The following is a 23366-nucleotide window of genomic DNA, read 5'->3' on the forward strand; positions in this document are numbered from 1 at the left end:
CCGCGGTGGTGAGCGGTGGCGGACGTGGAACACGCGATGTGAGCGAAGAGTCTCCGGGAGTGGCGTGGCATTGTCCATATGCTGTCGGCCACGGTGTTTCGGACAGCGTTGCGGCAACTGTCCGGGCAGGTGTTCGCCGGTGTTCAGTCAGTGTCCGATGACTCCGTGGCGCCTTGCAGCCGGGCGAGGTCGGAGGCTCGGACCTGGATCACCAGGGCGGCGACGAGGGCGGCGAGAAGGCCCATGCAGGCGGCCGCGACGAACGCGTCGGCGATCCCGGAAGTGAGGACTTTGTCCGCGTACTGCTGCGGGAGTTGGTGCGTTCTCTGGAACTCCGCGCGCTGTGCGGGGGTGGCGGTGGAGAGGTATTGCTGGGCTTGGTCCTTGCCGGCGTTGCGGCTGGAGGTGCCGAAGACGGTGACGAGGATGGACAGTCCGAGTGAGCCACCGACTTGTTGGGAGGCGTTGAGCATGCCGGATGCGGCGCCGGTCTCCCGTTCGGGGACGTTGGACAGTGCCATCAGGGTCAGGGACACGAACTCCATGCCCATGCCGCCGGCGAACACCAGGATCGGGCCGAGGATCCCGCCGACGTAGGTGCTGTTCACGTCGATCTGGGTGAGCCAGAACAGTCCGCCCGCGACGAGGATGCCGCCGGTGACCATGAACGGTTTGGGCCCGAACCGGGGCAGCATCTTGGACGTGAACGCGGCCGCCACCGCGATGACCGCACTCACCGGCAGGAACGCCAGACCGGTGCGCAGCGGGCTGAAGTGCAGCACGTCCTGGGCGAACAGCGTGAGGAAGAAGAACATGCCGAAGATGGCCGCGGCCAGGCACAGCATGATGACGTAAGTGCCGGAGCGGTTGCGGTCGGCGAACATGTGCAGCGGCGTGATGGGCTGCGGGGAGCCGCGTTCGACGAGGACGAAGGTGGCGAGGAGTGCGGCGGCGGCCGCGAAGGAGCCGATGGTGAGGGGGTCGCTCCAGCCTTCCTGGGCGGCTCGGATGAACCCGTAGACGAGCAGGCCGACGCCGAAGGTGGCGGTGAGGGCGCCGGCGAGGTCGAAGTGGCCGGGGCGGCGCGGCGACTCGTTGATGACGCGGGGGGCGGCGAGCGCGATCGCGAGGGCGATGGGCACGTTGACGAAGAACACCCACCGCCAGTTCAGCCATTCGACGAGGATGCCGCCGGCGAGCAGGCCGATGGCGCCGCCGCCTGCCGAGACGCCCGCGAAGACCCCGAACGCCCGGTTGCGTTCAGGGCCTTCGTTGAAGGTGGTGGTGATGAGCGCGAGTGCCGTCGGTGAGGCGATCGCTCCGCCCATGCCTTGCAGGGACCGGGCGGCGAGGAGCTGCCATTCCTCTTGGGCGAGTCCGCCGAGGAGGGATGCGAGGGCGAACAGCAGGACACCGAAGAGGAACATCCGCCGTCGGCCGAGGATGTCGCCGGTGCGGCCGCCGAGGAGGAGCAGGCCGCCGAAGGTCAGGGTGTACGCGTTGACGACCCACGACAGTCCGGTGGTGGAGAAGCCCAGGCCGGTCTGGATGTGCGGCAGGGCGATGTTCACGATCGTGATGTCGAGAACCACCATGAGCTGGCACGAGGCGATGACCAGCAGCGCGAGGTTTTTGCGGCTGGGTCGTTCGGAGGTCTCGGCGGCCTGCGCCGAGGCGGTGTGCGGAGTTGCCATGGTGGTTCCAGGTGCGGTCGTCGCCGACACGCGTTTCATTCGACCCTAACTCCACCCGCAAGGTGTGTCACATGAGCGCGCCGCGGGCGGCGGCGGGTCGGGGAGGCTGCCGCGCAACGCGCGTCGACCGGTTCAGGGCCTGCCCCGATGTGCGGACCGGGGGTGCGGCCCGACCATCGGACATCCGGCCCGACCGCGGGCCCGAGAGGCTCCGAGTCTGAAAGGGCATGCTCCCCATGACACGCACCGATGCCGCGCCTCCGGCGCCCGCCTCGTCCGCCGTCGGCGCCACACCGCGTTTCGCGTCGTGGGCGCTGGCGGGGACCTTGGCGGGCGCGCTGGGGTTCTTCGCCACGATCCTCACCGACGTGCACGTGCCGGGCGACGACGGCGACCAGCGGATGACCGTCGACATGGTCGACGACGTCAGCATCATGAAGGCCCGGCTCGGGTTCCTCGCCGGTTATGCGGTCGTCGGCCTGCTCCTGTACTGCGCGGCCGCGTGGCGCCGGCACGTCGAGCCGCGGGTGCCGGACAGCACCGCCGCGCGGCTCGTCGCCACCGGGTTCACCGCGTCCGCGGGCGCGCTGACGCTCGGCTACGGATGGAAGGGCGCGATGGCGATCTACGGCGACGGCGGCCCCGAGGACAACAGCTTCGACAGGCAGGGCCGGTTCGTCTACTACGTCCTCAACGACTTCGGCGGCTTCATCGGCTGGACGGGCGTCATGTTCGCGGCGATGGCCGTGGTGTGGATGGCGTTCCGCGAACGCTCGGTCGCACGGTGGATCGGCGCGGTCTCGGTACTCGGGCTGATCGTGCCGGTTGGCGGAATGCTGATCATGTCAGTGCCGGGTCTGCCGGGCACCACCCTCCCGCTGTGGATGATCGTCGCGTTCTCCGGCTTCGCCTTCGGCAAAAGCCCGGCGACTCGGCCGCTGCCGCCCGCCTGACGACATCCGGAAAGCGCGGGCGAATTGCCGCTTTACGCCTGCTTACTAGCGCGTATCGGATATCCATACGCTTACGTATGGGTTTGAGGCGACGCGAGTAACCGCCACGTACGCCCCAAAACCGACTTCCACCCCGACAGAACCGGAACCGGTCGCTCAACTTGCGCGCACACGCGATCACACACAATCGTGTTTGCCCAGTAGCCCAAAGCGACGATCTCGCCACGGGCTACCGATGCGCATCGCCGCTTGCCGTTTGGGGGTGGAGCAATGGGGCGAATTTGTCCGAGCACGATTCCGAGTTCGACACCGACGCGGAACTCATACGCAACAACCTGGAGGTGGTCGCCCCCCGAGCGGGCGATCTGACGTCGCACTTCTACGCACTGCTCTTCCTGCGCGAGCCGGCACTGCGGGACCTGTTCCCGCCCGCGATGGACACCCAACGCGACCGGCTCGTGCAGGCGCTCGTCCGGATCGTCGGCGACTTGGACAACGCCGGCGAGCTGTCCGGCTACCTCGGCCGCCTCGGCCGCGACCACCGCAAATACGACGTCCTCACCGAGCACTACGCCATCGTCGGCGAGTGCCTCATCGCCGCGCTCGCCCGCTACTCGGGCGACGCGTGGAACCGGGCGACCGCGGACGCGTGGGGGCGCGCGTACACGAACGCCGCCCGGATCATGTCCGGTGCGGCCGAGTTCGACGCGACCGTCAACCCGCCGCACTGGATGGCGGAGATCGTCGCGCACGAACGCCCCGCCGACGACATCGCCGTGGTCACCGTCCGGCCCGAACACCCGTTCCCGTACCGGGCCGGCCAGTACACCACCGTTGAAACACCGTGGTGGCCGCGCGTCTGGCGGCCGTACTCGATCGCCAACGCACCCGGCGACCACGGCCTGCTGACGTTCCACGTCCGCGCCGTGCCGGCCGGCTGGGTCAGCAACGCGCTCGTCCACAAAGCGCACCCCGGCGACCGCATCAAACTCGGGCCCGCCCAAGGCGAAATGGTCCTCGACCACTTCGCCCCGCACCCCGTGCTGTGCGTCGGCGGTGGCACCGGGATCGCGCCGCTCAAGGCGATCATCGAAGAGATCGCCTACGTCGGCTCGCAGCGCGCCGTCGACTTCTTCTACGGCGCGAGCACCCACAGCGGCCTGTACGGCCTCGACGAACTCCTCCGCCTGTCGCAGCGCATGTCCTGGTTCAAGGTCCGCCCCGCCGTCGACGACATGACGCTGGCCGGGATCAGCGGCGCCGTCGCCGAAGTCCTCTCGGAATACGGCCCCCGCTACGACTGCGACGCCTACCTGAGCGGCCCGCCGGAGATGGTCCGGGACAGTGCCCGCGTCCTCAGACGACTCGGCCTGCCGTCCTCGCACATCCACCACGACCCGGTCGCCGCGGGATTCGGCCAACCCGGTTTCGGTCCGCCGGGCGCGGCCGACGCGGACGACCTGACGTTCGCCGGGCACTGACCCCCGCCGCGGCGCAAGGCGCCGCCCCCAGCTCGTATTGCCCACGCCCGCGGACCGCCGGATTCCGCGCGGCGCTCTTTCGTCTCCGCACCCAGCACTCCTGCCGAGGACCGCTTTGAGCCACGACACCACCACCGAACTGCCTGCCGGACGCACTCCCGCACGGCCCGCCGGACGGAATCCCGAGCACACCCCCGCACTGCCGGCCGGACGCACCCCCGAACAGGCTCCGGCGCTGCCTGCCGGACGCTCTCCCGAGCACACCCCCGAGCGTGCCCCGGACCTGCCCACCGGGCGCCACCGGCAGACCTGCCCGGTGGCGCACACCGCCCTCGACCCGCACCCCGCGTACCCGCCGCGCCCCTCCTACCCGCCGCGGACGCCGCACGCCCCCGCCGTCGACCGCGCCGAAGCCCGGAAGTTCACCGAGGACTTCCACCGCGAGACCGGCGCCGCCGCCGCACTCGAAGACCGCTGGCAGGAGATCGCCCGGCAGATCGACACCACCGGCACCTACGTCCACACCGGCGCGGAACTCACCTGGGGCGCCCGCGTCGCCTGGCGAAACTCGGCGCGCTGCATCGGGCGCCTGTACTGGAACAGCCTCGCCGTCCGCGACCGGCGCGAAGTGCACCGCACCGACGACATCGCCGCCGAGTGCTTCCAGCACCTGCGCGCGACCTGGCGCGGCGGCCGCATCCGCCCGACCATCACCGTGTTCGCCCCGGACGCCCCCGGCCGCCGCGGCCCCCGCATCTGGAACGAGCAGCTCATCCGCTACGCGGGCTACGTCCACCCGGACGGCACCCTCGCCGGCGACGGCCGCAACACCGGCATCACCACCTACGCGACGGAACTCGGCTGGCAGGGTCGCGGCGGCCGCTTCGACGTCCTGCCGCTCATCGTGGAAAGCCCCGACGAAGGCGTGCACTGGTACCCGCTGCCGTCCGACGCGGTCCGCGAAGTCGCCATCGGGCACCCGGAGATCCCGGAGGTCGCCGACCTCGGACTGCGCTGGCACGCGGTCCCGGCCATCTCCAACATGCGCCTGGAGATCGGCGGGATCTCCTACGGCGCCGCGCCGTTCAACGGCTGGTACCTGGAGACCGAGATCGGCGCCCGGAACCTCGTCGACGCCGACCGGTACAACGTCCTGCCGCTGCTCGCCCACCTGATGGGCCTGGACATGTCCAGCGAGCGCACCCTGTGGCGGGACCGCGCGCTGGTCGAACTCAACCGCGCCGTCCTGCACTCCTTCGACGCGGCCGGGGCGACGATCACCGACCACCACGTCGAATCCGAGCGGTTCCTGCGCCACTTGCGGCGCGAGGAGGACGCCGGCCGGGTCTGCCCGGCGGACTGGAGCTGGATCGTGCCGCCGGTGTCCGGCGGACTGACGCCCGTCTACCACCGCTACTACGACGAAGCCGACCTGCGGCCCGCGTTCGTGCTGGACGAGGACGGCGCCCGGCGCGCCCGGGGCGAGACACCGGGCGCGCCGCGGCTTCCGTGATGCGGTGCGATGCGGGGGCGCCGTCGGGCGGCGCCCCCGCGGGTGTGCGGGCGGTGCGGGTACTCGGAGGGTTACTCGGAGGGTCAGCGGCCGCGGAGCATCTTGCGCGGCCGCTCGCTGAGCGCCTCGGCGCGGACCTGCGCGGTGAGGGCGAGGTCGGCCTTGTCGGCGGCCTCTCCGGCGTCGAGGACGGCGTCCCACAGCGCGTCCCCGCCACGGCGCGGCGGTGAATCGGGCAGCGAGTTGTAGGTGTCGTGGTACGAGCGCCAGGCCATGAGCGCCATCAGCCACTTGGTGAGGGCCTGGAAGGCGGCGTCGGTGGCCTTGCGGAGTTCGAGCGAGCCGTACAGGTTGGCCTGCGCCGCGAGGCGCGCGCCGTCTTCGGAGTCCGGGTTGGCGAGGCGGGCCAGGCGGAGTTCGCCGGTGCTGGTCGCTTCGCGGCGTTCGCCGCGCAGCCGGGCCATGGAGATGAGGATGTCCTCGTATGCGGCGGCGCGCTTGTCCCACGTGCGCAAGGTGCGCTCGCGCCGCCAACTGAAGCCCTGCGCCACCCACACCCCCATGAGGGTGGCCACCGAACCTATGCCTGCTCCGGATAGTGCTGCTATTCCTGGGGTCAGCATCATGGGCGGTGATTGTTGCAGGAACGATCACCTGTTCGACAAGTGCATCCGCCCCGGGGTGGCCATACGCCTACGCCGGGTAGCTGATTTGCCGATTTTCGCAGGTCAGGTGGGATTCTTACAGAAATGTCCGAATGTGGCCTTTCGCACCCTTACCCACTTTGGTTTGTTTTCTACCCCTCGGGCATGCCAACGTCGTTCTCGGCCGCACAAGCGGCACCTGCGGACGGCACGCCGAATCCTGCCTCCGTCCGACAGTGGCAGTCGATCAGCGACTGAAGGCAGGAGCGGGGACAGCAAGGCAAGGCCGTGCGCGCCGCCGGAGAGCGGGCGCGTTCGTGGGGTGAAGCCGCGCGAATTCACGCGTGGCCGGGCGATTCCTCCGTCCGAATCCGACAGGCTCCGCCTCGCAGGCGTCGCAGAGGTCATATATGCGTTTCGGCACTCTCAACTCCGGCACCTCCACCAAGCGTTCGGGCGACAACGGCGGAAAGCGCTTCCGCAAGTCCCGGATTGCGGCCGTGGCCGGTCTCGGCGTGGCGATCCCGCTTGCGGGCTTCGCCGGAACGGCGAACGCTGCCGGGTCGTCTTCGTCGACCTGGGACGGCGTCGCCTCCTGTGAGAGCAGCGGCAACTGGAGCGCCAACACGGGCAACGGCTTCTACGGGGGCCTCCAGTTCACCCAGAGCACGTGGAACGCCTTCGGCGGCGGGCAGTACGCCCCCCGCGCCGACCAGGCCACCAAGGACCAGCAGATAGCCGTCGCCGAGCGCGTGCGTGCGGGCCAGGGCCCGGGCGCCTGGCCGGTCTGCTCCGTCAAGGCCGGTCTCGGTGCGGGCGGCAACGCCAACGCCACCGCCTCGGGCGGCTCTTCCTCGACGTCCTCCACGCAGTCCACCCCGAAGCAGTCGGCGAAGTCGCAGGACTCGTCGTCCTCGAAGCTGTCCGAGAACTCCAAGCCCGCCAAGCCGACCCAGTCGGACGCGGGCTCCGCCAAGCAGTCGCAGGGCGGCACGAAGCTCACCGACAGCACCCCGAAGTCCGCCACCTCCGTTCCCAAGAGCGGCGGCTACACCGTGAAGTCCGGCGACACCCTGTCGTCCATCGCGGCCAAGAACGGCGTCGGCGACTGGCACAAGCTGTACGACGCCAACAAGTCGACCATCGGCGGCAACCCGCACGCCATCCTGCCCGGCCAGACGCTGAGCCTCTCGGCCTGAGCCACCGGCACACCATGTGTGTGGCCCCCATCCGCCCGTCGGATGGGGGCCACGCGCGTTTCCGTCAGTGCCCGGCGGCTTCCTCCGCGTCCAGGGCCTCGTCGAGGGCCTGCGCCGCCATGATCAGTGCCAGGTGCGTGAACGCCTGCGGGAAGTTCCCGAGTTGCTCACCGCTGGCGCCGATCTCCTCGGCGAACAGCCCCACATGGTTGGCGTAGGTGAGCATCTTGTCGAACGCGTACCGCGCTTGCTCGACACGCCCGGCCTGCGCGAGCGCGGCCACGTACAGGAAGCTGCACAGCGAGAAGGTGCCTTCCGCTCCCTGGAGCCCGTCCGGGGAGGCGGCGGGGTTGTAGCGGTACACCAGGCTGTCCGACACCAGCTCCGTGTCCATCGCGTCGAGAGTGGACAGCCACCGCGGGTCGTGCGCGGAGATGAAGCCCACCACGGGCATCAGCAGCAGGGACGCGTCCAGGACGTTCGTGCCGTAATGCTGCACGAACGCGCCGCGCTCGTCGCTCCAGCCCTGCTCCATGACCTGCCGGAAGATCGCATCGCGCGCCGCGACCCACCCGACGATGTTCGCGGGCCGCGCGAACTCGCGGGCGAGCCGGATGCCGCGGTCGAACGCGGTCCAGCACATGATGCGGCTGTACGTGAAGTTCTGCCGCCCGCCGCGCGTCTCCCAGATGCCCTCGTCGGGCCGGTCCCACGACTCCGCGAGCCAGTCGAGGAGGCTCGACAGCGCCTGCCAGCCGTCGTAGCCGGCCACGTCGGCCAGCACGGGGGCCTGGAACAGCGCGAACACGGCCTCGCCGTAGATGTCGAGCTGCAGCTGGTCCGCCGCACCGTTCCCGGCGCGGACCGGCGGGGAGTCCTGGTAGCCGGAGAAGCCGTCGACGACCTCCTCGCCCAGCTCCGGATCGCCGTCGACGCGGTACATGATCTGCAAGGGCTCGCCGGTGACCGTACGCCGCTCGCGCATGCGCGCGCCGACCCAGCGTCCGAACGCCACCACCTCGTCGGTGAAGCCGAGGTCGCCGAGCGCGGCCATGGTGAGCGACGCGTCGCGGATCCACGTATAGCGGTAGTCCCAGTTGCGCTCGCCGCCCACTTCCTCGGGCAGGCCCATCGTCGCGGCGGCGATCGGCGCCCCGGTGGGCGCATAGGTGAGTAGCTTGAGGGTGATGGCGGACCGGTTGACCATCTCGTGCCAGCGGCCGCGGTAGTGGGAACTGCGCACCCACCCGTTCCAGAAATGCCGGGTCTCGGAGAGCGCGTCGCGGACGTCGCCGCGGTCCAACGGGGCGGGCGCCGGGTCTCCGGACGTGTCGGCGGTGAGGACGATGGCGCTCACCTGTCCCGCATGCAGTTCGACGTGGGCGCGGAGGTCGTCGCCGTCCGCGGCCAGGTCGATGTCCCCGAGCGTCTGGACGTACAGGTCGATGCCCTCGGCGGCGAAGTGCGCGAGCGGGCCGTCGGCCTGGAGCTGGTGCGGCTTGCGGCCGAAGTCGAACCGCGGGCTGCATTCGATGGCGAAGGTGAACGACCCGCGGACGACGCGGAGCACGCGCATGATCCGGTGCCGGTCGTCGGCCGTGGCCGGGTCGTCGGGCAACGGCATGAAGTCGGCGACTTCCCCGATGCCGTCCGGGGTCAGAAAGCGGGTCACCAGGACGGCCGAGTCGGACAGGTACAGCTGCCGCACGGTCGTCTCGGGGTGGGTCGACGTGACGGCGAACCTGCCGCCTTTGTCGGCGTCGAGGAGCGCGGCGAAAACACTGCCGGAGTCGAACCGCGGCGCGCAGAACCAGTCGATGACGCCCTCGTCGGAGACGAGGGCGCAGGTCTGCAGATCGCCGACGATTCCGTGGTTGGCAATGGGTGGATAACGGCGCATTTGCTCACGTTAAGCGAGCCCTCCGAAACCGGCATCTTCACCTCTATATCTGGCCCAAATTCCGCGGTGTGGCGGTCGTCGCCGATCGGATGCGGTCTTCCGTTGCCCGGGCCCGGCAGGCGGCGCAGCATGGAACACATGGACGCGCGTACCGCCATCGGCCTCGGCGCCGCCAGCGGTCCGGCCCGCATCGCGGGTCCGGGCGAGGCATTCGGCCCCGACGAAGCGGCTCTGGCCGGCCGCAACCACGGGCTTCCGCTGGAAGCGCTCCGCTACGACATCACTCCGCCGGGACTGCACTACGTCCTGACGCACTACGACATCCCTCCCGGCGACTCGCACGCATGGCGGCTGACCGTCGGCGGTCTGGTCGAGGAGCCGCTGAGCCTCGACGTGGCGGCTTTGCGGTCGTTCCCGACGGTCACCCACCGGGTGACGATGGAATGCGCGGGCAACGGCCGGGGGCTGCTCGATCCGCGGCCGGTCAGCCAGCCGTGGCTGGACGGGGGTGTGGGCACGGCCGACTGGACGGGTGTGCCGCTGCACATCCTCCTGGCCGTCGCGGGCCTCCGCCCGGCGGCCGCCGAGGTGGTGTTCACCGGGGCGGACCACGGCGTCGAGCGCGGCGTGGAGCAGGATTACCAGCGCAGCCTGCCGATCGCGGCGGCGATGGCGGGCGATCCGGAGGTTCTGGTCGCCTATGCGATGAACGGAAGTCCGCTCCCCCCGCAGCACGGCTATCCGCTGCGGCTGATCGTGCCCGGCTGGTACGGCATGGCGAGCGTGAAGTGGTTGCGCGCCATCGAGGTGTCCGCGGTGCCGTTCGAGGGCTACCACCAGACGTCGTCGTATGTGTTCCGCCGATCCGAGGACGACCCCGGCACTCCGCTGACGCGGATCCGGGCGCGGGCGCTCATGGTCCCGCCCGGGTTCCCGGACTTCATGTCTCGGACGCGCGTGGTGCGCTCGGGGCCGGTGTTCCTGACGGGGCGCGCCTGGTCGGGGCATGCGCCGGTGGCGAGCGTGGAGATCAGTTCGGACGACGGCCGCACCTGGCACGAGGCCGATCTGGACGCGCCGGGGCGGCATCACTGGGCGTGGCGCTCGTGGCGCACCGTGTGGACGGCCGCACCGGGCCTGCACACGTTGAGCGTGCGGGCGACCGACACGCACGGGAACACGCAGCCGCTGCGGCCGGAGTGGAACACCGGCGGATACGGCAACAACGCGGTCCAGCGCGTTCCGGTCGTGTGCCTGGACGAGTGAGCGGTGCCGCGGGGCGGCGGGAGGCGGGAGGCGGCAGGCGGCAGGCGGCAGGCGGCAGGCGGCAGGCGGCAGGCGGCAGGCGGGCCGGATATGCCCGATTCGGCCTGTCGGCCGGGTGGCCGACGGGCGCGGGTGGCGAACCGGGTGGCGCCCCTCGCGACGGGAAGCCGCCGAATGTTTTTAGGATGGGGCGAGACTGCGGATGAAGGGGCCCGACCATCAGCACACGCATACCCAGCGCGACCTTGCACACGGTTGCCGCCACACCGGCGGACCTCGTGCGCGGGTGGCCTCGGCACATCCCGTTGCACGAATTCCTGCTGGTGGGCTTCGCTCCCGACGTACCGGACATCGAGAAGGACCTTCTGCCGTCCGTCCGGGAACTCGGAGCACGAACGGCAGTGGTCGTGGACGCCGGACACGCACTTGCGGAGTATCCGGCGGCACGGCCGGCAGGACGCGATTTCCTGCACAGCGCGGCTTATTACGCGGGCGGTTTCCGCGTAAGGGCCGCGCTTTTTTTGGGCCCGGACACGATCCGGCTCGCGGTCGGCCCCGGTGACCCGGGCACGACCGGCGACGGCCTGTGGACGGTCGTGCACTGCGAAGGCGGCGCGTCACACGCGGTCGTCGCGGACTTCGCCGACTGGCTCGACGCGCTGCCCGGCCGCGTGCGGCTCGCGCCGTGGGTCGCGGAGCACCTCGCCGAGCTGGCGCTCGCGCTGACCGAGCGGCACATCGAGGCGCCCGAGACCACCGGACCCGAGGCCCGGCTGCTGCACACCCTGGACGACACCCTCATCGGGCACCTGCCGTCCGGCCCCGTCGACGAACTGCGGGTGCGGACAGGCGCGTTCGACGCCGATGCGGTCGGCGCGGTCGTCGGACGGCTGGCTCCGCGGCAGGTGGCCGTGGTGGCCAGGCCCGGTGCGGCGTCGTTCGATGTCGGCGCTCTGGCAGGGGTATTCGGGGCCGCACCGGCCCGGATCGCGGTCGACGAGCAGGCCGGGGCGGACACGGTGGTGACGTGGCGGACCGGTACGCGCTGGTCGACGCTGACCGGACTGCCGGGACTGGCTCCGCTCGGCCCGCAGGCCGGCGCCGCGGGCTGCGTGCTCGGCGTGCTGTCCGAGGGCGACACCGCGGTCGTCGACCTGCCCGCGGCTCCCGCGGCCGCCGCCGCGCCGGTCGCGCCCGGTGTCGTGGTGCTGGGCGCACGGTCGGAAGGCGAGACGCTGCGCGTCGCCGTCGCGGGCGCGTTGGACGGACACGTCACCGTCGCCGCGTCGCCGGACGGCTCCGCGGGCACGTGGCGGGTCGTCGGCGCGATCCCGTCCGGGCAGACCGACCACGCGTTCCGCTGGGACGGCGGCCCGGGCACGCTGCTGCGCGCCACGTGCGCGCGGCCCGACGGGACCATCGACGAGTCGGACGTCGTGTACGTGTACGGGGCCGAGGGCTCGGGCGGGGGCGGGGCCGAGGGTTCGGGCGGGGGCGGGGCCGCGGTGGCTGCCGCTCCGGCACCGGTTTCCGCTCCGGTTGCCGCGCCGGCTCCGGTGGCGGCTGCCGAGCCTGTGGTGGCGCCCGTGGCGCCCGTGGTGGCCGCGCCCCCGGCTGCGGTCCCGGCCGCTGCGGTGGCCGCGTCGGCTGCGGCGCCGTCGTCCGCGGCGGGCGTTGCGGGATCCGGGTCGTCCGGGTTCGGCTCCGGATACACGTACGAGGACGACGAACCCGAACGGGAAATCCCGGACGTCGACGAGAAGTTCGTGCCGGCCGCGGAAGAGTTCCTGGACGCCGGGTGGGGTGTCGGGTACGAGGACGGCCTGTGGGAGATCAGCGGGTCGTTCACCAACCCGGTGCCGATCGCCGCGCGGGTCGCGGACCGGCTCGGCCAGGCGGACGACGCGACGGTGCTGGTACGCGCGCAGGGCAAGGGCAAGTGGGTGTTCGTCGCGTGGCGGGCGCCGCATCTGGTGCTGCTGATCCAGGACCAGCAGATCTGGCGGACGTACACGTTCACGCCGCCGGGGTCGCCGGGGGCCGGTTTCGCCTCGGGTGACCTGGCGAGCCTGCCGAGTGTGAAGAGCCCGCGGCCGAAGGGTCCGCCGGCGGCGCTGACGATGCTGCTGGATGACGGCGGGATCGACTATCCGGAGTTGATCGGGCGGCTGTTCGGCTGACCGGGTGCCGCCGCGTCGGGGCCGTGAGGGTACGGCTGTTCGGCGCGGCGGCCAAGTCCGCCGTCCACAGGCCGGAGTTGTCCACAGGGGTCCGGATCCTGGGGTTGCGGCCGGGATAAGGTGGTTCGGCCGGGTCGCACCGACCCCGACCGCCGATCCGGCGACGTACGACCGAGGAGTGACGGACATGGCCCTGTGGGACCGTTTCAAGCAGTCGGCGCAGACGATGCAGTCGCAGCTGACGGCGAAGAAGAACGACCTGAAGAGCGGCGCGTTCCGGGACGCGAGCATGGCGATGTGCGCGCTCGTCGCAGCGGCCGACGGGTCGGTCGACCAGGCGGAGACGGCGAAGGTCGCGCAGCTGATCTCGGCCAACGATGTCCTGCAGAACTTCGACCGCGCGGACCTGGAGCGCCGTTTCTACGCGTACGCGAACCAGCTGTCGGCCGACTACCAGGTCGGCAAGGTCCAGGTCATGCAGGACGTGGCCAAGGCGAAGAAGAAGCCCGACGAGGCGCGTGCCGTCATCCAGATCGGCATCGTCATCGGCGGCGCCGACGGCAACTTCGACCCGCAGGAGCGCGCCGTCGTCCGCGAGGCCTGCTTCGCGCTCGGCATCGACCCGGCCGAGTTCGACGTCTGAGCCGGCCGACATCCGGTGCGGTAATTCGACGTGTCGGGTGCGGCGTTCGGCTGTCCGCGCGGCCGCTCGCCGCGCGCTTCGCGCGTTTCGTTCTCGGGGCAGGCGGTCGTACGCGACATAGCGGTCGAATGCCGTCGGGCCGGGCGGGGACTCCGGCGGAGTCCGAGCGCCCGTGCCATCGTGGTGCACCGACCGGCCCGGAAGGGGTCCGGCGGACGAGGGGGGTGGAACACGTGGTGTGGCTGATCGTGGCCTTGGCGCTGTTCGCCGGGGCGGCTCTGTATACGCGCGGGGTGATGCGCACCGGGAAGGCCCGCGGGCACGGCTCGCCCGAACCGGGCTCGCTGGATTTGTACCAGCTCGCATTCCTGGCCGGCGGCCCGGCGCGCACCGCCGACGTGGCCCTGCTGGGCGCGTGGGCGCGCGGTGCGGTGACCATCGGCGCCGACGGCCGGATCTCCCCGGCCGGGCAGGACCCGTCCGGTGACGGCTACGCGCAGGCGGTGCAGTCCGCGCTGCCGTCCGGCACGGTGGCCGGCGCCCGCACGGCGATTGCCGAGCATCCTGCGGTCCGGGCGGTGCACGACCGGCTGTTCGGGCTCGGTCTGCTCAACCCGGCCTCGCGCCCGGCCCGGCTGCGCGGCGCGCGCGTGGTACTGGCGCTCGCCCCGCTGGTCGCCGCCGCGGGTCTGTTCGTCAAGCCGCTGGCCGGTTCGCCGACGCACCACACGGCGCTGTGGGTGGCGAACCTCGCGGTGGTGCTCATCGGCGCGACGGGCTGCGCGGTGCTCGCGTACTGGCTGTTCTCCCGGTTCGACAAGCTGCGCGAACCGCTCAACGACCGCTCGCTGTTCTACCTGTGGAACCAGGTTCGCGACCCCGGGCAGCTCGGGCACATCGCCCAAGCCGCGCCGGGTGGCGCGCAGTTCGGCGACACCGCGCTGTTCGGCACCGAGCGGATCCCGGATCCGACGCTGCGCGGCGTGTTCCAGCAGGCGTCGGCGGTGACGGCGGGCCGTATCGTCAGCGACGGCTGGACCGAGGCGCAGTGGATCCAGTCGGCGAATTCCCGCGGACAGCTCGGTGCCCCGTCGTTCGCGGACGCGCAGCAGGCCGCGTCCCAGGCGGCCGCCCAGGCGCAGGCCGTCCCGCCGCAGGCACCGCCGTCCGCCTACCCGAGCGGCGCGGACGGTCACGGCTACCCGGCGCAGCCCACGCCCGGCGGCCAGTACTACGGCGGTGGCGCGGCAGCGCAGCCGCAGCCGTACTTGCCCCCGTGGGAGCAGTATCCCGACCAGCAGTAGACCGCAGCCGCGCCCGGGGGCGCGGCTGCGGCGTTTGGGAGCCGAACCACCGGGCGGCACTCAGGCGCGGGCGGTGGCGGCGGCCACAAAGAACGGAACGCCGACGAGGAACCGGCCGGTCTCGGCGCGTCGGCGCTGCTCGGCGAGCCACCCGTCCGCCTGCTCGCGGCTGATGGCGCCGCTCGCGCAGGCGGGTTCGGCGAGGCCCTCGACCAGCGGCAGCATCGCGGCGTCGGTGAAGACGCCGGTGTGCGCCTCGACGGTGACCTCGGCGAAGCCGCCGGCCGCGAGCAGGCTGCGGTACTGGCGGCCGGCCCGGGGCGCGCCCAGCAGGTCGGCGCGGGCGTGCACGATCGTGCGGGTGAGCGCGGCGTCGTCGGAGTCGATGACGATGGCGTCCCAGTCCTGCCCGAGCAGCACGATCCTGCCACCCGGGCGGAGGACGCGTCGGGCTTCCGCGACCGCGCGGTCCGGCTCCGGGAGGACGTGGAAGACCTTGTCCGCCCGGTAGCCGTGCACGGTTCCGTCGGCGAACGGCAGGTCCTCCGCGCCCGCCTGCCGGAATTCGGCTTCGGGCCACCGGTCCCGGGCGGCGGCCAGCATCCCCGGGTCGGGGTCCACCCCCACCGCGCGGACGCCGCGTCCGGCCAGTTCGGCGACGGCCCGTCCGGCGCCGCAGCCGACGTCGAGGACGGTCGAGCCCGGGACGAGGGACAGCAGTTCGTAGGAGCGGCCGCGCAGCCGAGCGGCGTCCGGCATCCGGTCGAAGGTGTCGAGGACGGCCTGCAGGGTCGCGGTGTCGCGGTGTTTTCCCGCCCGTTCCTGGTTCTTGGACATGGCCGTCATGCTGCGACTTAATGTCGGCATGAAGTCAAACGACGACGGCGTCGCCGGCACGTTGGGCATCGGCGACCTCGCGGCACGGTTCGGCCTGGCCACCCACGTCCTGCGGCACTGGGAGTCGATGGGTCTGCTGCGCCCCGGACGGGATACCGCCGGGCGCCGTCGCTACGAGGCGGACGACGTCACCCGCGTGGCCACGATTCTCGTCCTCAAGGAGGCCGGCCTGGGCCTGACCGCGATCAGGAGTCTGTCCGCCGGCTCCGACCGCGCGGCCCGGCACGCGGTCCTGCGCCCCGCGGCCGACGAGCTGCGTGCGCGAATCGGGGCGGCCCAGGCCTCCTTGGAGCTGATCGAGAACGGCCTGCGCTGCGGGTATGAGGACGTCGGCCAGTGCCCGAGCTACCGGCGGCTCGTCGCGGAGCGGATCGGTTCCGGGGCTCGTCGGCGTCCCGGGCACGTGGCGGTTCCGGGGCCGGGTGAGTCGCCCGCACCCCGTGCCGCCTCCCCTGCGCCCCCGGGTTAGCCTGCCCCATGGACGATCTTGCTGCGAACGGTCTCGTCGTCGGCTTCGACCTCGACATGACGTTGATCGACGGGCGGCCCGGCATCGGGGCCGCGTGGCGGGTGCTGAGCGCCGAGACCGGCGTCCCGATCGACGTCGACCTGGTGGTGTCGCGGCTCGGGCCGCCGCTGGAGGACGAGCTGGCCGTGTGGTTCCCGGCCGCCGACGTCGAGCGGCTCGCGAAGCGCTACCGGGGCGGCATCTACCCCGCGGAAGCGATCGCCGGGACGACGGCGATGCCGGGCGCGCACGACGCCCTCGCGGCGGTCCGCCGGCTCGGCGGCCGGACGCTCGTGGTGACCGCCAAGTCGCAGGCCAACGCCGAGCTGCACATGCGCGACCTCGGCCTGGACGTCGACGTCGTGGTCGGCGGCCTGTGGAGCGACGGCAAGGCGACGGCCCTGCGCGAGCACGGCGCGTCCGTCTACGTCGGCGACCACACCGGCGACATCCGCGGCGCCCGGGCCGCCGACGCCGTCGCGGTCGCCGTGGCCACCGGCCCGATCCCGTTCGCCGACCTCCGCGCCGCCGGCGCCGACGCCGTCCTCCACGACCTCACCGAATTCCCGGCCTGGCTGACGTCCCACGTCGCCTCCTGACCCGGCGCCGGCCACCGGCGTCTCCGTCCGTTCCGCGGCTCGACGGCGGCCCGCACAACGACCGCGGCCGTCCCAGGGCCCGAAGGCCCCGGGACGGCCGTGGCCGTCACCACCCCGGTGAACTCAGTGCAGCGTCCCGCCGGTGGCCGGTGTCCGGCCTGCCTTCATGACGACTGCGAGGATCACGCAGACCAGACCGGCCGCGGCCATCGCCCAGAATCCGAGCGTCCAGCCTTCGTCCGTGTAGACCTGCGGAATGTCGATCGTCGTCGGGGCGCCGCCGGTCGCCGAGGGAGCGACGACCTGGTACGGGTGCGCCGAGATGATCGCGGTGAGGAGCGCCGTGCCGACCGCGCTGCCGAAGGACTGGGTCAGGCCGAGCATGCTCGCGCCGATGCCCTGCTGCTCCTGCGGGACGGCTTCCACGACGAGGTTGTTCGCGGCGCCGTAGTACATGCCGAAGGCGATGCCGTAGATGATGCTGACGATCATCATCTGCTGCCAGGTCGAGTGCCACAGCGCGTAGAAGACCATCGTGGCCGTCATGATCGACAGCGCGATGATGTACGGGATACGCAGCCCGACGCGCTTGCCCCACGCGCCGGTCGCCGGTCCGGAGAACATGCCCGGGATGGCCTGCCACGCGGTGATGTGGACGGCGAGCGCCATGAGGCTGAAGCCCATCGCGTATCCGAGGTCGCCGTGGAAGGTCAGCGCCTGCTTCAGCACGTCGACCGGGGTGCCGGAGGCCTGCGCGAATCCGGCGACGGTCCCGTTGTCGACCTCGGCCTTGTCGATCTGCGCCATGTAGGCCACGGCGTACGCCTGCACGCCGATGATCATGTTGGAGAACAGGCCGATCGCCAGGACGATCGACACCCGGGGGCTGCGCAGCAGCTTCGGGTCCATGATCGGTTCGGGGGCGCGGAGTTCCCACATGTAGAACGCCGCCAGCAGGGCTATGCCGCCGAGCAGGTACACGAACGCGCTCGGCCTGCCCCAGCCCCACTGCTGCCCGTTGGACAGGTAGACGAGGGCGAGGGCGGCGCCGGCGCCGACCAGGACCGAGCCGAGCCAGTCGAGGTTCTGCTTGACCTTGAGCTTGGTCTCGGGGACGACGAGCCAGAAGACCGGCATCAGGACCAGCATGTAGATCGCGAGGAACCAGAAGATCGACCGCCAGCTCCAGTGGTCGGTCAGCCAGCCGGTGAGGAACGGCGCGGCCAGCGCGGAGATCCCGAAACCGGTGGCGATGACGCCGATCGACAGGGGAACGTACCGGCGCGGCATCAGGTCGCGGATCAGGCCGGCGGAGATCGCCGCCATCGCGAACGCGACGGCCTGCAGGCCGCGGCCGACGAGGAACATCGCCCACGAGTGGGTGGTCGCGCACAGCAGCGAGCCGGCGAGGAACGCCACGCTGCTCGCGAACAGGACGAGCTTCTTGCCCAGGAGGTCGGCGAGTTTGCCGAGGATCGGCGTCGTCGCGCCGCCGACCAGGCCCAGGATGATGATCATCCAGCTGACGTTGTCGCCGGCGGACGGGAAGTCCTGGCCGACTTTCTGCACGGCGGTCGAGACCATCGTGTACTGCAGCGGGACGACCTCGGAGAACAGGACGATCACCGCGAGGATCGAGAAGATGCGCAGCTTCGACGCGCCTTCCAATCGGCCCGTGACGTTCTCGTCGCGGGGTTCCTCGGGCGGTGCGGGGGATTCGTCCAGCGTCTCGGTCATGCGCTTCCTCCCCAATACGGAGTGCCCAGTGCGGACAGGTGGTAGGGCCGTGGGGACGGCATGGCCCAGGGCCGGAACCAATTCCTCCGGTTCCGGATCGGGGAGACTGTGTAACAGGCCACATCAACGATGTGAAGAGCGGAATCCGTGCAGGCGGCACGTGTCGTGGACGCGGGAGTGCGGGAAAGGGCCTGCACAAACGAATCCCCTGCGGTTACCGCGAAACCCAGCCTTGGCCAGGGCTTTACCTTCGGCTCACCGGGTGGGGGTATGCGTGAAGCGTCCGGACGTGACGTCGTCGACGAAGGTGCTCATGGCCTTGCCGGTGAGTTCGCGCGGCTGGTAGCCGTCGAAGTAGGTCAGCGGCACGTGCACCGTGAGCAGCAGCGCGAATGCGGCCGCCGCATAAGGGAACGGCCGTGCGGGGCTCGGGCGTTCGCCGAGCCAGAACCAGGTGACGACGCAGAAGTTCGCGATGAGCAGGAATGCCCAGCGTTCCATGTCCCAGCCGGCGAAGGCCAGGGCGGCCGGGGCGAGTGCCGCGGCGAGCGACAGGAGGGCGAGCGGCCGTCCGCCCAGGCGCGTGCCGCGGGCGAAGCACAGCACGGCGGCGCCGAGGACGACGGTGAGCGGGAGCAGGAAGACCAGCACTTCCCACGGCGAGAAGAGCTGCCAACTATCGGTCTGCGTACGGCCGAACAGGTCGAGCGCGTCGGTCCGCACCGGGAAGTGGTCGGCCGCGAGTGTGCCGCCGAGGCTGCCGGTGGCGCCCGCGGAGGACGCCGGAACGAGCAGCACGACGAGCCCGGCGACGGTCGCCGGGAGGACCGCGGTGAGGGCGCGGCGGGGCGGGAGCGTACGGGCGGCAGCGAGCAAAAACAATGGCAGCACGGTCAGTACGGTGATCTCGTGCACGGTCGTCGCGGCCGCGACGACGAGTCCGGCGGCGTGGACGCGTCCGCGGGCGAGGAGCCACAGCGCGCCGAACAGCAGCAGGTACAGCACCTGGTCGAAGTAGCCGACCTCGTGGAACAGGTAGCCGCCGGTCGGCAGCAGGAGGAACGCCATGACCAGGTAGCGCCGCGCGGGATGCCGCGTGGTCGCCGCCGCGCACACCAGCACCGCGACGAGTCCCGCGAGGACCGCGAACGACACGGCGGCGAACAGCAGGTACGGGTAGCCGGTTCGGGACGCGATCGGATGCAGCAGGCTGCCGATCAGGAACCGGCGGTGGAACCCGTCCTGCAGGGACACCGCTTGGAGGGTCGCCGTCCAGCCGCTGGGCATGCGCAGGCCGGTGTACGCGGCGACCGCCGCACATCCGAGCAGGGCCGCGACGGTACGCCGCCGGGTGCCGCGCAGGGCCGGCCGTGCGGACTCCGGCGGATGGTGGGCCGGTCCGGGCCGTCCGGCGGATGTTCCGGTGGCGGTTTCGTGCTGCGGTGCCGTCCGTAGCCGGGGAAGCGCCAGGGACATCGGGGTACCTCACCTCACGTTGCATCGCTTGGGTCGTGGGAGACAGCGAACGCCCGGCGCATGAGAAGCGCCTGAGAGCCGCGGGCCGCGTCGCGCCGGGCCTGCCGCCGGGTGCGGCGCGCGCCGACCGGGCGGTCGCACCAAGGAGACGGGTCTGGGCCCGCCGGAGGTCGCATGAGGCACACGATGACGCTAGGTGACCGGCCGTCAGGATGCGGTAAGAAACGCCGGTGGCGGGTTGCCGGTTCTTTCCCCCGTTCGGCCGAGTCCTGCCGCTCTGGCGTGCTGCGAAGCGGTTCAATCGGGGGGTTGGTTTCCGGCAGACGTGCGGACGGATGGGAGCCCCGGGGATGACTGCGGACCGGCACGGCCTGGCGTTGACCGCTACCGGCGAGGAGGCCGCCGCTCATCTCGAACAAGCGGTCGACTCGCTGCTGTTCTTCCGGCCCGCGGTGGCCCCGGCGGTGCGGGACGCGCTCGCCGCGGCGCCCGGGTCGCCGATCGCGCACGCCTTCTCCGCCTATTTGAGTGTGATGGCGACGGAGGAACGCGACGCCGCCGACGCACGCGAGCGGTTCGCCCGCTTCCGCGCGGACTTCGACCGGGCGGCCGCCGAGCCGCGCGAGCGGGTGCACGTCGACGCGGCGAGCGCGTGGCTCGACGGGGACATCCACCGGGCCAGGCGGCTGCTCGGCGACCTGGTGGTCGCCCATCCGCGGGACACACTCGCGGTGTTCGTCGGGCACCAGGCCGATTTCCTGACCGGGGACGCGGCCCGGCTACGGGACCGGGTCGGCGGCGTCATGTCCGCGTGGGACCCGGCGGATCCGCATTTCGGGCCGCTGCTGGGCATGTACGCGTTCGGGCTGGAGGAAGCCGGGCACTACGACCGATCGATGGAAGTCGGCGTGTCCGCGGTCGAACGCAATGCCGAGGACGTGTGGGCCGTGCACGCGGTCGTGCACACGTATGAAATGCAGGGCCGCTTCGGCGAGGGCACCGCATTCCTCGACGCCCGCACCGACGCCTGGTCGGCGGGCAACTTCCTGTCGGTGCACAACTGGTGGCACTACGCACTGTTCGCCCTCGAGGCCGGTGACACCGACCGGGCCTTGGCCATCTACGACGCGTCCGTCCACACCGCGGAGTCCGAGGGCTTGGCGATGGAACTCCTCGACGCCTCGGCACTGTTGTGGCGTCTTCTGCTCGCTCGCGACGAGCAGCCCGACCGATGGGGCGCGCTCGCCGACGCGTGGGCGGCGCGCCACGACGGGCCGTTCTACGCGTTCAACGACGTGCACGCGATCATGGCCTACCTCGGCGCGGGCCGCTTCGCGGAGGCCGAACAGCTGGTACGCGACCGGGTGTTGTGGCTGGCGACACCGCATCCCGGCGTCGCGAACCACGCGATGACGGAAGAGGTCGGCGTCCCGGTCGGCCACGCGCTGATCGCTTTCGTCAAAGGCCGGTACGACCAGACGGTCGACCTGCTCCTGCCGATCCGCTCGCGTCTGAACACCTTCGGCGGCAGCCACGCCCAGCGCGACGCGGTCCAGAAGACGCTCGTCGAGGCGGCGCTGCGGGCGGGGCGCGACGACTTGGCCCGCACGCTGGTGAGCGAGCGGCTGGGCGTGCGCCCGGACAGCCCGTACAACTGGTTCACGCGCGCCCGCCTGGCGGACCGGATGGGCCGGGCCGCGGAGGCGGCCGCGGCGCGCGGCCGGGCGGAGGAACTGATCGCGGCGTCCCGGCACTGACGCGGCGTCCTGACACCGGGAACGGCACCGGTCACCGGCACCCGCGCCCGCACGGCGTGTGGCAGACCACGCGCCCCGCCGCATAGCTTGATAATGTCAAGGATTTCTGCGATGGTCCGATCATGAACCGACCCGCCGCAAATCCCGTCGCCTTCGTCACCGGCGCCAGCCGCGGTATCGGCCGCTGCGGCGCTCTCGCATTGGCCCGCGCCGGCTACGACATCGTCCTGACCGCCCGCACCCTGCACGAGGGCGAAGGCCGCACCGGCCCGACCACGTCGTCGGGCGAGCAGGCCACCGTGACGGTGCCGGGCAGTCTGGAGACGACCGCGCGCGAGGTGGAGGCACTCGGCCGCCGCGCGCTGCCGCTGCGGATGGACCTGATGTCCCGCGAGTCGATCCTGGCCGCGTGCGATGCGGCCCTGGACGCGTGGGGCCGGGTCGACGTGCTGTTCAACAACGCGATCTACCAGGGCCCGGGCGCCATGGACCGGTTCCTGGACCTGCCGCTCGAGGCCGCACAGAACATGCTGACGGGCAACTACCTGCACCAGATCGTGCTGTTGCAGCGCCTGGTCCCGCACCTGCTGGAGCAGGAGCGGTCGTACGTCATCAACATGACGTCGGGGTCCGCGTCGATGAACCCGCCCGGTCCGGCGGGCGCGGGCGGCTGGGGTGTCGCGTATGCGGCGTCGAAGGCCGCGTTCGCCCGGGTCGCGGGCGTGCTGCACGCCGAGTACTTCGGTCAGGGGCTGCGCGCCTACAACGTGGACCCGGGGCACATCGTCACGGAGGCCCAGAAGGCCCGCGGCTCGGCCAAGCACCTGGAGGCGCACTTCCGCAGCGCCCCGGCGGAGGTTCCGGGCGCGGTCATCGGTTGGCTGGCCTCGTCGCCCGACGCGGACCAGTACTGCGGGGAGATCGTCCGCGCCCAAAAGGTGTGCAAGGACTTGGGCCTGGTCGAGGGCTGGCCGCCGCCGCGCGCCTGACGCAGCGCGGCCGCGGCGCGGCAAGGGCCGACAAGCCCCGCGACCGCCGAAACGCCGGCCGGGGCGGCATCCACGCGCGCCGCCCCGGCGCCGGCTCCGATTTCCCACGCCCGCGAAACGCCCTCGGCGCTATTCGAACGGCAGCTCGTCCTCTTCCACGTGCATCGCGGCTTCCTCGGCGGTCGCCGCGCCCGCGTCGATGCCGACGTCGTCGGCCACCGCGTCGCCGGAGCCCTCCTCGGCGGTGTCCAGGGTGAGGCGGCCGGTGCGCGGGCCGGGGCCGTGCGGCCAGCGGTCGTCTATCACCGGGTCGTCGTCGGTCTCGCCGGCGCCGCCGGGGCCGGTGTCGGGTTCTTCCTCGGCGAGGAGCATGTCGAGGGATTCGCCCTGGGCGGCTTCTTCGGCCGTGGTGCCGTACTTTTCCGCGGCGGTGTAGCGGTCGGGCGGAATGACGCCCGGGTCGAGCGGGTCTTTGGCAAGGTCGTCGGAGACCAGCGACTCGGACGCGTCCAGGGTGGGGTCCTCGTAGGGCTCGTCGTTCGACATCGCGGGCTTTCCTTCCGTTGCCATGTCCGCCAAGGTAGGCGGATCCCTTCCGGTACGCATGCGAGCGGACCCGAACGGGT

The 23366-nt window shown here is 71.6% G+C and carries 19 protein-coding genes; 12 read left to right on the plus strand and 7 right to left on the minus strand.

Going from position 1 to position 23366, the window contains the following annotated elements:
- Nucleotides 1-143: 143 nt before the first annotated feature.
- A complete protein-coding gene (locus tag ACPA54_RS16225) occupies nt 144-1694 on the minus strand; it encodes an MFS transporter (protein WP_423530280.1) in 1551 nt (516 codons plus the stop codon).
- A 236-nt stretch (nt 1695-1930) separates the two neighbouring features.
- On the opposite strand from ACPA54_RS16225, the gene ACPA54_RS16230 reads away from it, so the two are divergent.
- The 3 genes from ACPA54_RS16230 (at nt 1931) to ACPA54_RS16240 (ending at nt 5641) form a co-directional block, all read left to right on the plus strand.
- On the plus strand, nt 1931-2647 hold the full coding sequence (locus ACPA54_RS16230) for a hypothetical protein (protein WP_423530282.1): 717 nt from the start codon (nt 1931-1933) through the stop codon (nt 2645-2647).
- Nucleotides 2648-2928: 281 nt separating this feature from the next.
- On the plus strand, nt 2929-4128 hold the full coding sequence (locus ACPA54_RS16235) for a globin domain-containing protein (protein WP_423530284.1): 1200 nt from the start codon (nt 2929-2931) through the stop codon (nt 4126-4128).
- Between the two features lie 316 nt (nt 4129-4444).
- Complete coding sequence (locus ACPA54_RS16240) at nt 4445-5641, plus strand: nitric oxide synthase oxygenase (RefSeq protein WP_423530609.1); 1197 nt, start codon at nt 4445-4447, stop codon at nt 5639-5641.
- An 83-nt stretch (nt 5642-5724) separates the two neighbouring features.
- Here ACPA54_RS16240 and ACPA54_RS16245 read toward each other — a convergent pair whose 3' ends face one another.
- Entirely contained in the window at nt 5725-6216 is a 492-nt protein-coding gene (locus ACPA54_RS16245) for a hypothetical protein (protein ID WP_345680295.1), read from the minus strand.
- Nucleotides 6217-6695: 479 nt separating this feature from the next.
- Between ACPA54_RS16245 and ACPA54_RS16250 the strand changes: the two genes are divergently transcribed.
- Entirely contained in the window at nt 6696-7484 is a 789-nt protein-coding gene (locus tag ACPA54_RS16250) for a transglycosylase family protein (RefSeq protein WP_423530285.1), read from the plus strand.
- 64 nt (nt 7485-7548) lie between these two features.
- Here the strand turns inward: ACPA54_RS16250 and ACPA54_RS16255 are convergent, their stop codons facing one another.
- Nucleotides 7549-9384 carry a glycoside hydrolase family 15 protein gene (locus ACPA54_RS16255; protein ID WP_423530287.1) on the minus strand — a complete coding sequence of 612 codons (1836 nt, stop codon included), beginning with the start codon at nt 9382-9384 and terminating at the stop codon, nt 7549-7551.
- Between the two features lie 138 nt (nt 9385-9522).
- Here ACPA54_RS16255 and ACPA54_RS16260 point away from each other — a divergent pair, with 138 nt between their 5' ends.
- The 4 genes from ACPA54_RS16260 to ACPA54_RS16275 all read left to right on the plus strand — a co-directional run bounded on the left by ACPA54_RS16260 (nt 9523) and on the right by ACPA54_RS16275 (nt 14777).
- Nucleotides 9523-10650: a sulfite oxidase gene (locus tag ACPA54_RS16260; RefSeq protein ID WP_423530289.1), complete on the plus strand. Its 1128-nt coding sequence runs from the start codon at nt 9523-9525 to the stop codon at nt 10648-10650.
- Nucleotides 10651-10895: 245 nt separating this feature from the next.
- On the plus strand, nt 10896-12830 hold the full coding sequence (locus tag ACPA54_RS16265; RefSeq protein ID WP_423530291.1) for a hypothetical protein: 1935 nt from the start codon (nt 10896-10898) through the stop codon (nt 12828-12830).
- Between the two features lie 187 nt (nt 12831-13017).
- Nucleotides 13018-13473 carry a tellurite resistance TerB family protein gene (locus ACPA54_RS16270; RefSeq protein WP_345680300.1) on the plus strand — a complete coding sequence of 152 codons (456 nt, stop codon included), beginning with the start codon at nt 13018-13020 and terminating at the stop codon, nt 13471-13473.
- Nucleotides 13474-13697: 224 nt separating this feature from the next.
- The gene (locus ACPA54_RS16275) at nt 13698-14777 is read left to right on the plus strand and encodes a TIGR04222 domain-containing membrane protein (RefSeq protein ID WP_423530293.1); all 1080 of its coding nucleotides are present in this window, start codon (nt 13698-13700) and stop codon (nt 14775-14777) included.
- A gap of 60 nt (nt 14778-14837) precedes the next feature.
- Here ACPA54_RS16275 and ACPA54_RS16280 read toward each other — a convergent pair whose 3' ends face one another.
- A complete protein-coding gene (locus tag ACPA54_RS16280; protein ID WP_423530295.1) occupies nt 14838-15614 on the minus strand; it encodes a methyltransferase domain-containing protein in 777 nt (258 codons plus the stop codon).
- 28 nt (nt 15615-15642) lie between these two features.
- On the opposite strand from ACPA54_RS16280, the gene ACPA54_RS16285 reads away from it, so the two are divergent.
- Together ACPA54_RS16285 and ACPA54_RS16290 are read left to right on the plus strand one after the other, a co-directional pair.
- Nucleotides 15643-16143: a MerR family transcriptional regulator gene (locus ACPA54_RS16285; RefSeq protein ID WP_423530297.1), complete on the plus strand. Its 501-nt coding sequence runs from the start codon at nt 15643-15645 to the stop codon at nt 16141-16143.
- Nucleotides 16144-16151: 8 nt separating this feature from the next.
- Complete coding sequence (locus ACPA54_RS16290; RefSeq protein ID WP_423530299.1) at nt 16152-16781, plus strand: HAD family hydrolase; 630 nt, start codon at nt 16152-16154, stop codon at nt 16779-16781.
- A gap of 123 nt (nt 16782-16904) precedes the next feature.
- Here the strand turns inward: ACPA54_RS16290 and ACPA54_RS16295 are convergent, their stop codons facing one another.
- Nucleotides 16905-18518, minus strand: coding sequence for an MFS transporter (locus ACPA54_RS16295; RefSeq protein ID WP_423530301.1), 1614 nt, complete (start codon nt 18516-18518; stop codon nt 16905-16907).
- Nucleotides 18519-18773: 255 nt separating this feature from the next.
- Nucleotides 18774-19994 carry a hypothetical protein gene (locus tag ACPA54_RS16300; RefSeq protein WP_423530303.1) on the minus strand — a complete coding sequence of 407 codons (1221 nt, stop codon included), beginning with the start codon at nt 19992-19994 and terminating at the stop codon, nt 18774-18776.
- Nucleotides 19995-20344: 350 nt separating this feature from the next.
- Here ACPA54_RS16300 and ACPA54_RS16305 point away from each other — a divergent pair, with 350 nt between their 5' ends.
- On the plus strand, nt 20345-21751 hold the full coding sequence (locus ACPA54_RS16305) for a tetratricopeptide repeat protein (RefSeq protein ID WP_423530305.1): 1407 nt from the start codon (nt 20345-20347) through the stop codon (nt 21749-21751).
- Between the two features lie 122 nt (nt 21752-21873).
- Entirely contained in the window at nt 21874-22740 is an 867-nt protein-coding gene (locus tag ACPA54_RS16310; RefSeq protein WP_423530307.1) for an SDR family NAD(P)-dependent oxidoreductase, read from the plus strand.
- A gap of 129 nt (nt 22741-22869) precedes the next feature.
- Here the strand turns inward: ACPA54_RS16310 and ACPA54_RS16315 are convergent, their stop codons facing one another.
- Nucleotides 22870-23310, minus strand: a complete 441-nt coding sequence (locus tag ACPA54_RS16315; protein WP_345680310.1) for a DUF5709 domain-containing protein — start codon at nt 23308-23310, stop codon at nt 22870-22872.
- Nucleotides 23311-23366 lie beyond the last annotated feature (56 nt).

It is taken from the genome of Uniformispora flossi, assembly GCF_049534875.1.
Lineage (GTDB): Bacteria > Actinomycetota > Actinomycetes > Streptomycetales > Streptomycetaceae > Yinghuangia > Yinghuangia aomiensis.

Excerpts from the sequence above, each read along its gene's own strand:
- ACPA54_RS16225 (WP_423530280.1), bottom strand. The coding sequence starts at position 1,694 with ATGGCAACTCCGCACACCGCCTCGGCGCAGGCCGCCGAGACCTCCGAA.
- ACPA54_RS16230 (WP_423530282.1), top strand. The coding sequence starts at position 1,931 with ATGACACGCACCGATGCCGCGCCTCCGGCGCCCGCCTCGTCCGCCGTC.
- ACPA54_RS16250 (WP_423530285.1), top strand. The coding sequence starts at position 6,696 with ATGCGTTTCGGCACTCTCAACTCCGGCACCTCCACCAAGCGTTCGGGC.
- ACPA54_RS16255 (WP_423530287.1), bottom strand. The coding sequence starts at position 9,384 with ATGCGCCGTTATCCACCCATTGCCAACCACGGAATCGTCGGCGATCTG.
- ACPA54_RS16260 (WP_423530289.1), top strand. The coding sequence starts at position 9,523 with ATGGACGCGCGTACCGCCATCGGCCTCGGCGCCGCCAGCGGTCCGGCC.
- ACPA54_RS16270 (WP_345680300.1), top strand. The coding sequence starts at position 13,018 with ATGGCCCTGTGGGACCGTTTCAAGCAGTCGGCGCAGACGATGCAGTCG.
- ACPA54_RS16280 (WP_423530295.1), bottom strand. The coding sequence starts at position 15,614 with ATGTCCAAGAACCAGGAACGGGCGGGAAAACACCGCGACACCGCGACC.
- ACPA54_RS16285 (WP_423530297.1), top strand. The coding sequence starts at position 15,643 with ATGAAGTCAAACGACGACGGCGTCGCCGGCACGTTGGGCATCGGCGAC.
- ACPA54_RS16290 (WP_423530299.1), top strand. The coding sequence starts at position 16,152 with ATGGACGATCTTGCTGCGAACGGTCTCGTCGTCGGCTTCGACCTCGAC.
- ACPA54_RS16295 (WP_423530301.1), bottom strand. The coding sequence starts at position 18,518 with ATGACCGAGACGCTGGACGAATCCCCCGCACCGCCCGAGGAACCCCGC.
- ACPA54_RS16300 (WP_423530303.1), bottom strand. The coding sequence starts at position 19,994 with ATGTCCCTGGCGCTTCCCCGGCTACGGACGGCACCGCAGCACGAAACC.
- ACPA54_RS16305 (WP_423530305.1), top strand. The coding sequence starts at position 20,345 with ATGACTGCGGACCGGCACGGCCTGGCGTTGACCGCTACCGGCGAGGAG.
- ACPA54_RS16310 (WP_423530307.1), top strand. The coding sequence starts at position 21,874 with ATGAACCGACCCGCCGCAAATCCCGTCGCCTTCGTCACCGGCGCCAGC.
- ACPA54_RS16315 (WP_345680310.1), bottom strand. The coding sequence starts at position 23,310 with ATGGCAACGGAAGGAAAGCCCGCGATGTCGAACGACGAGCCCTACGAG.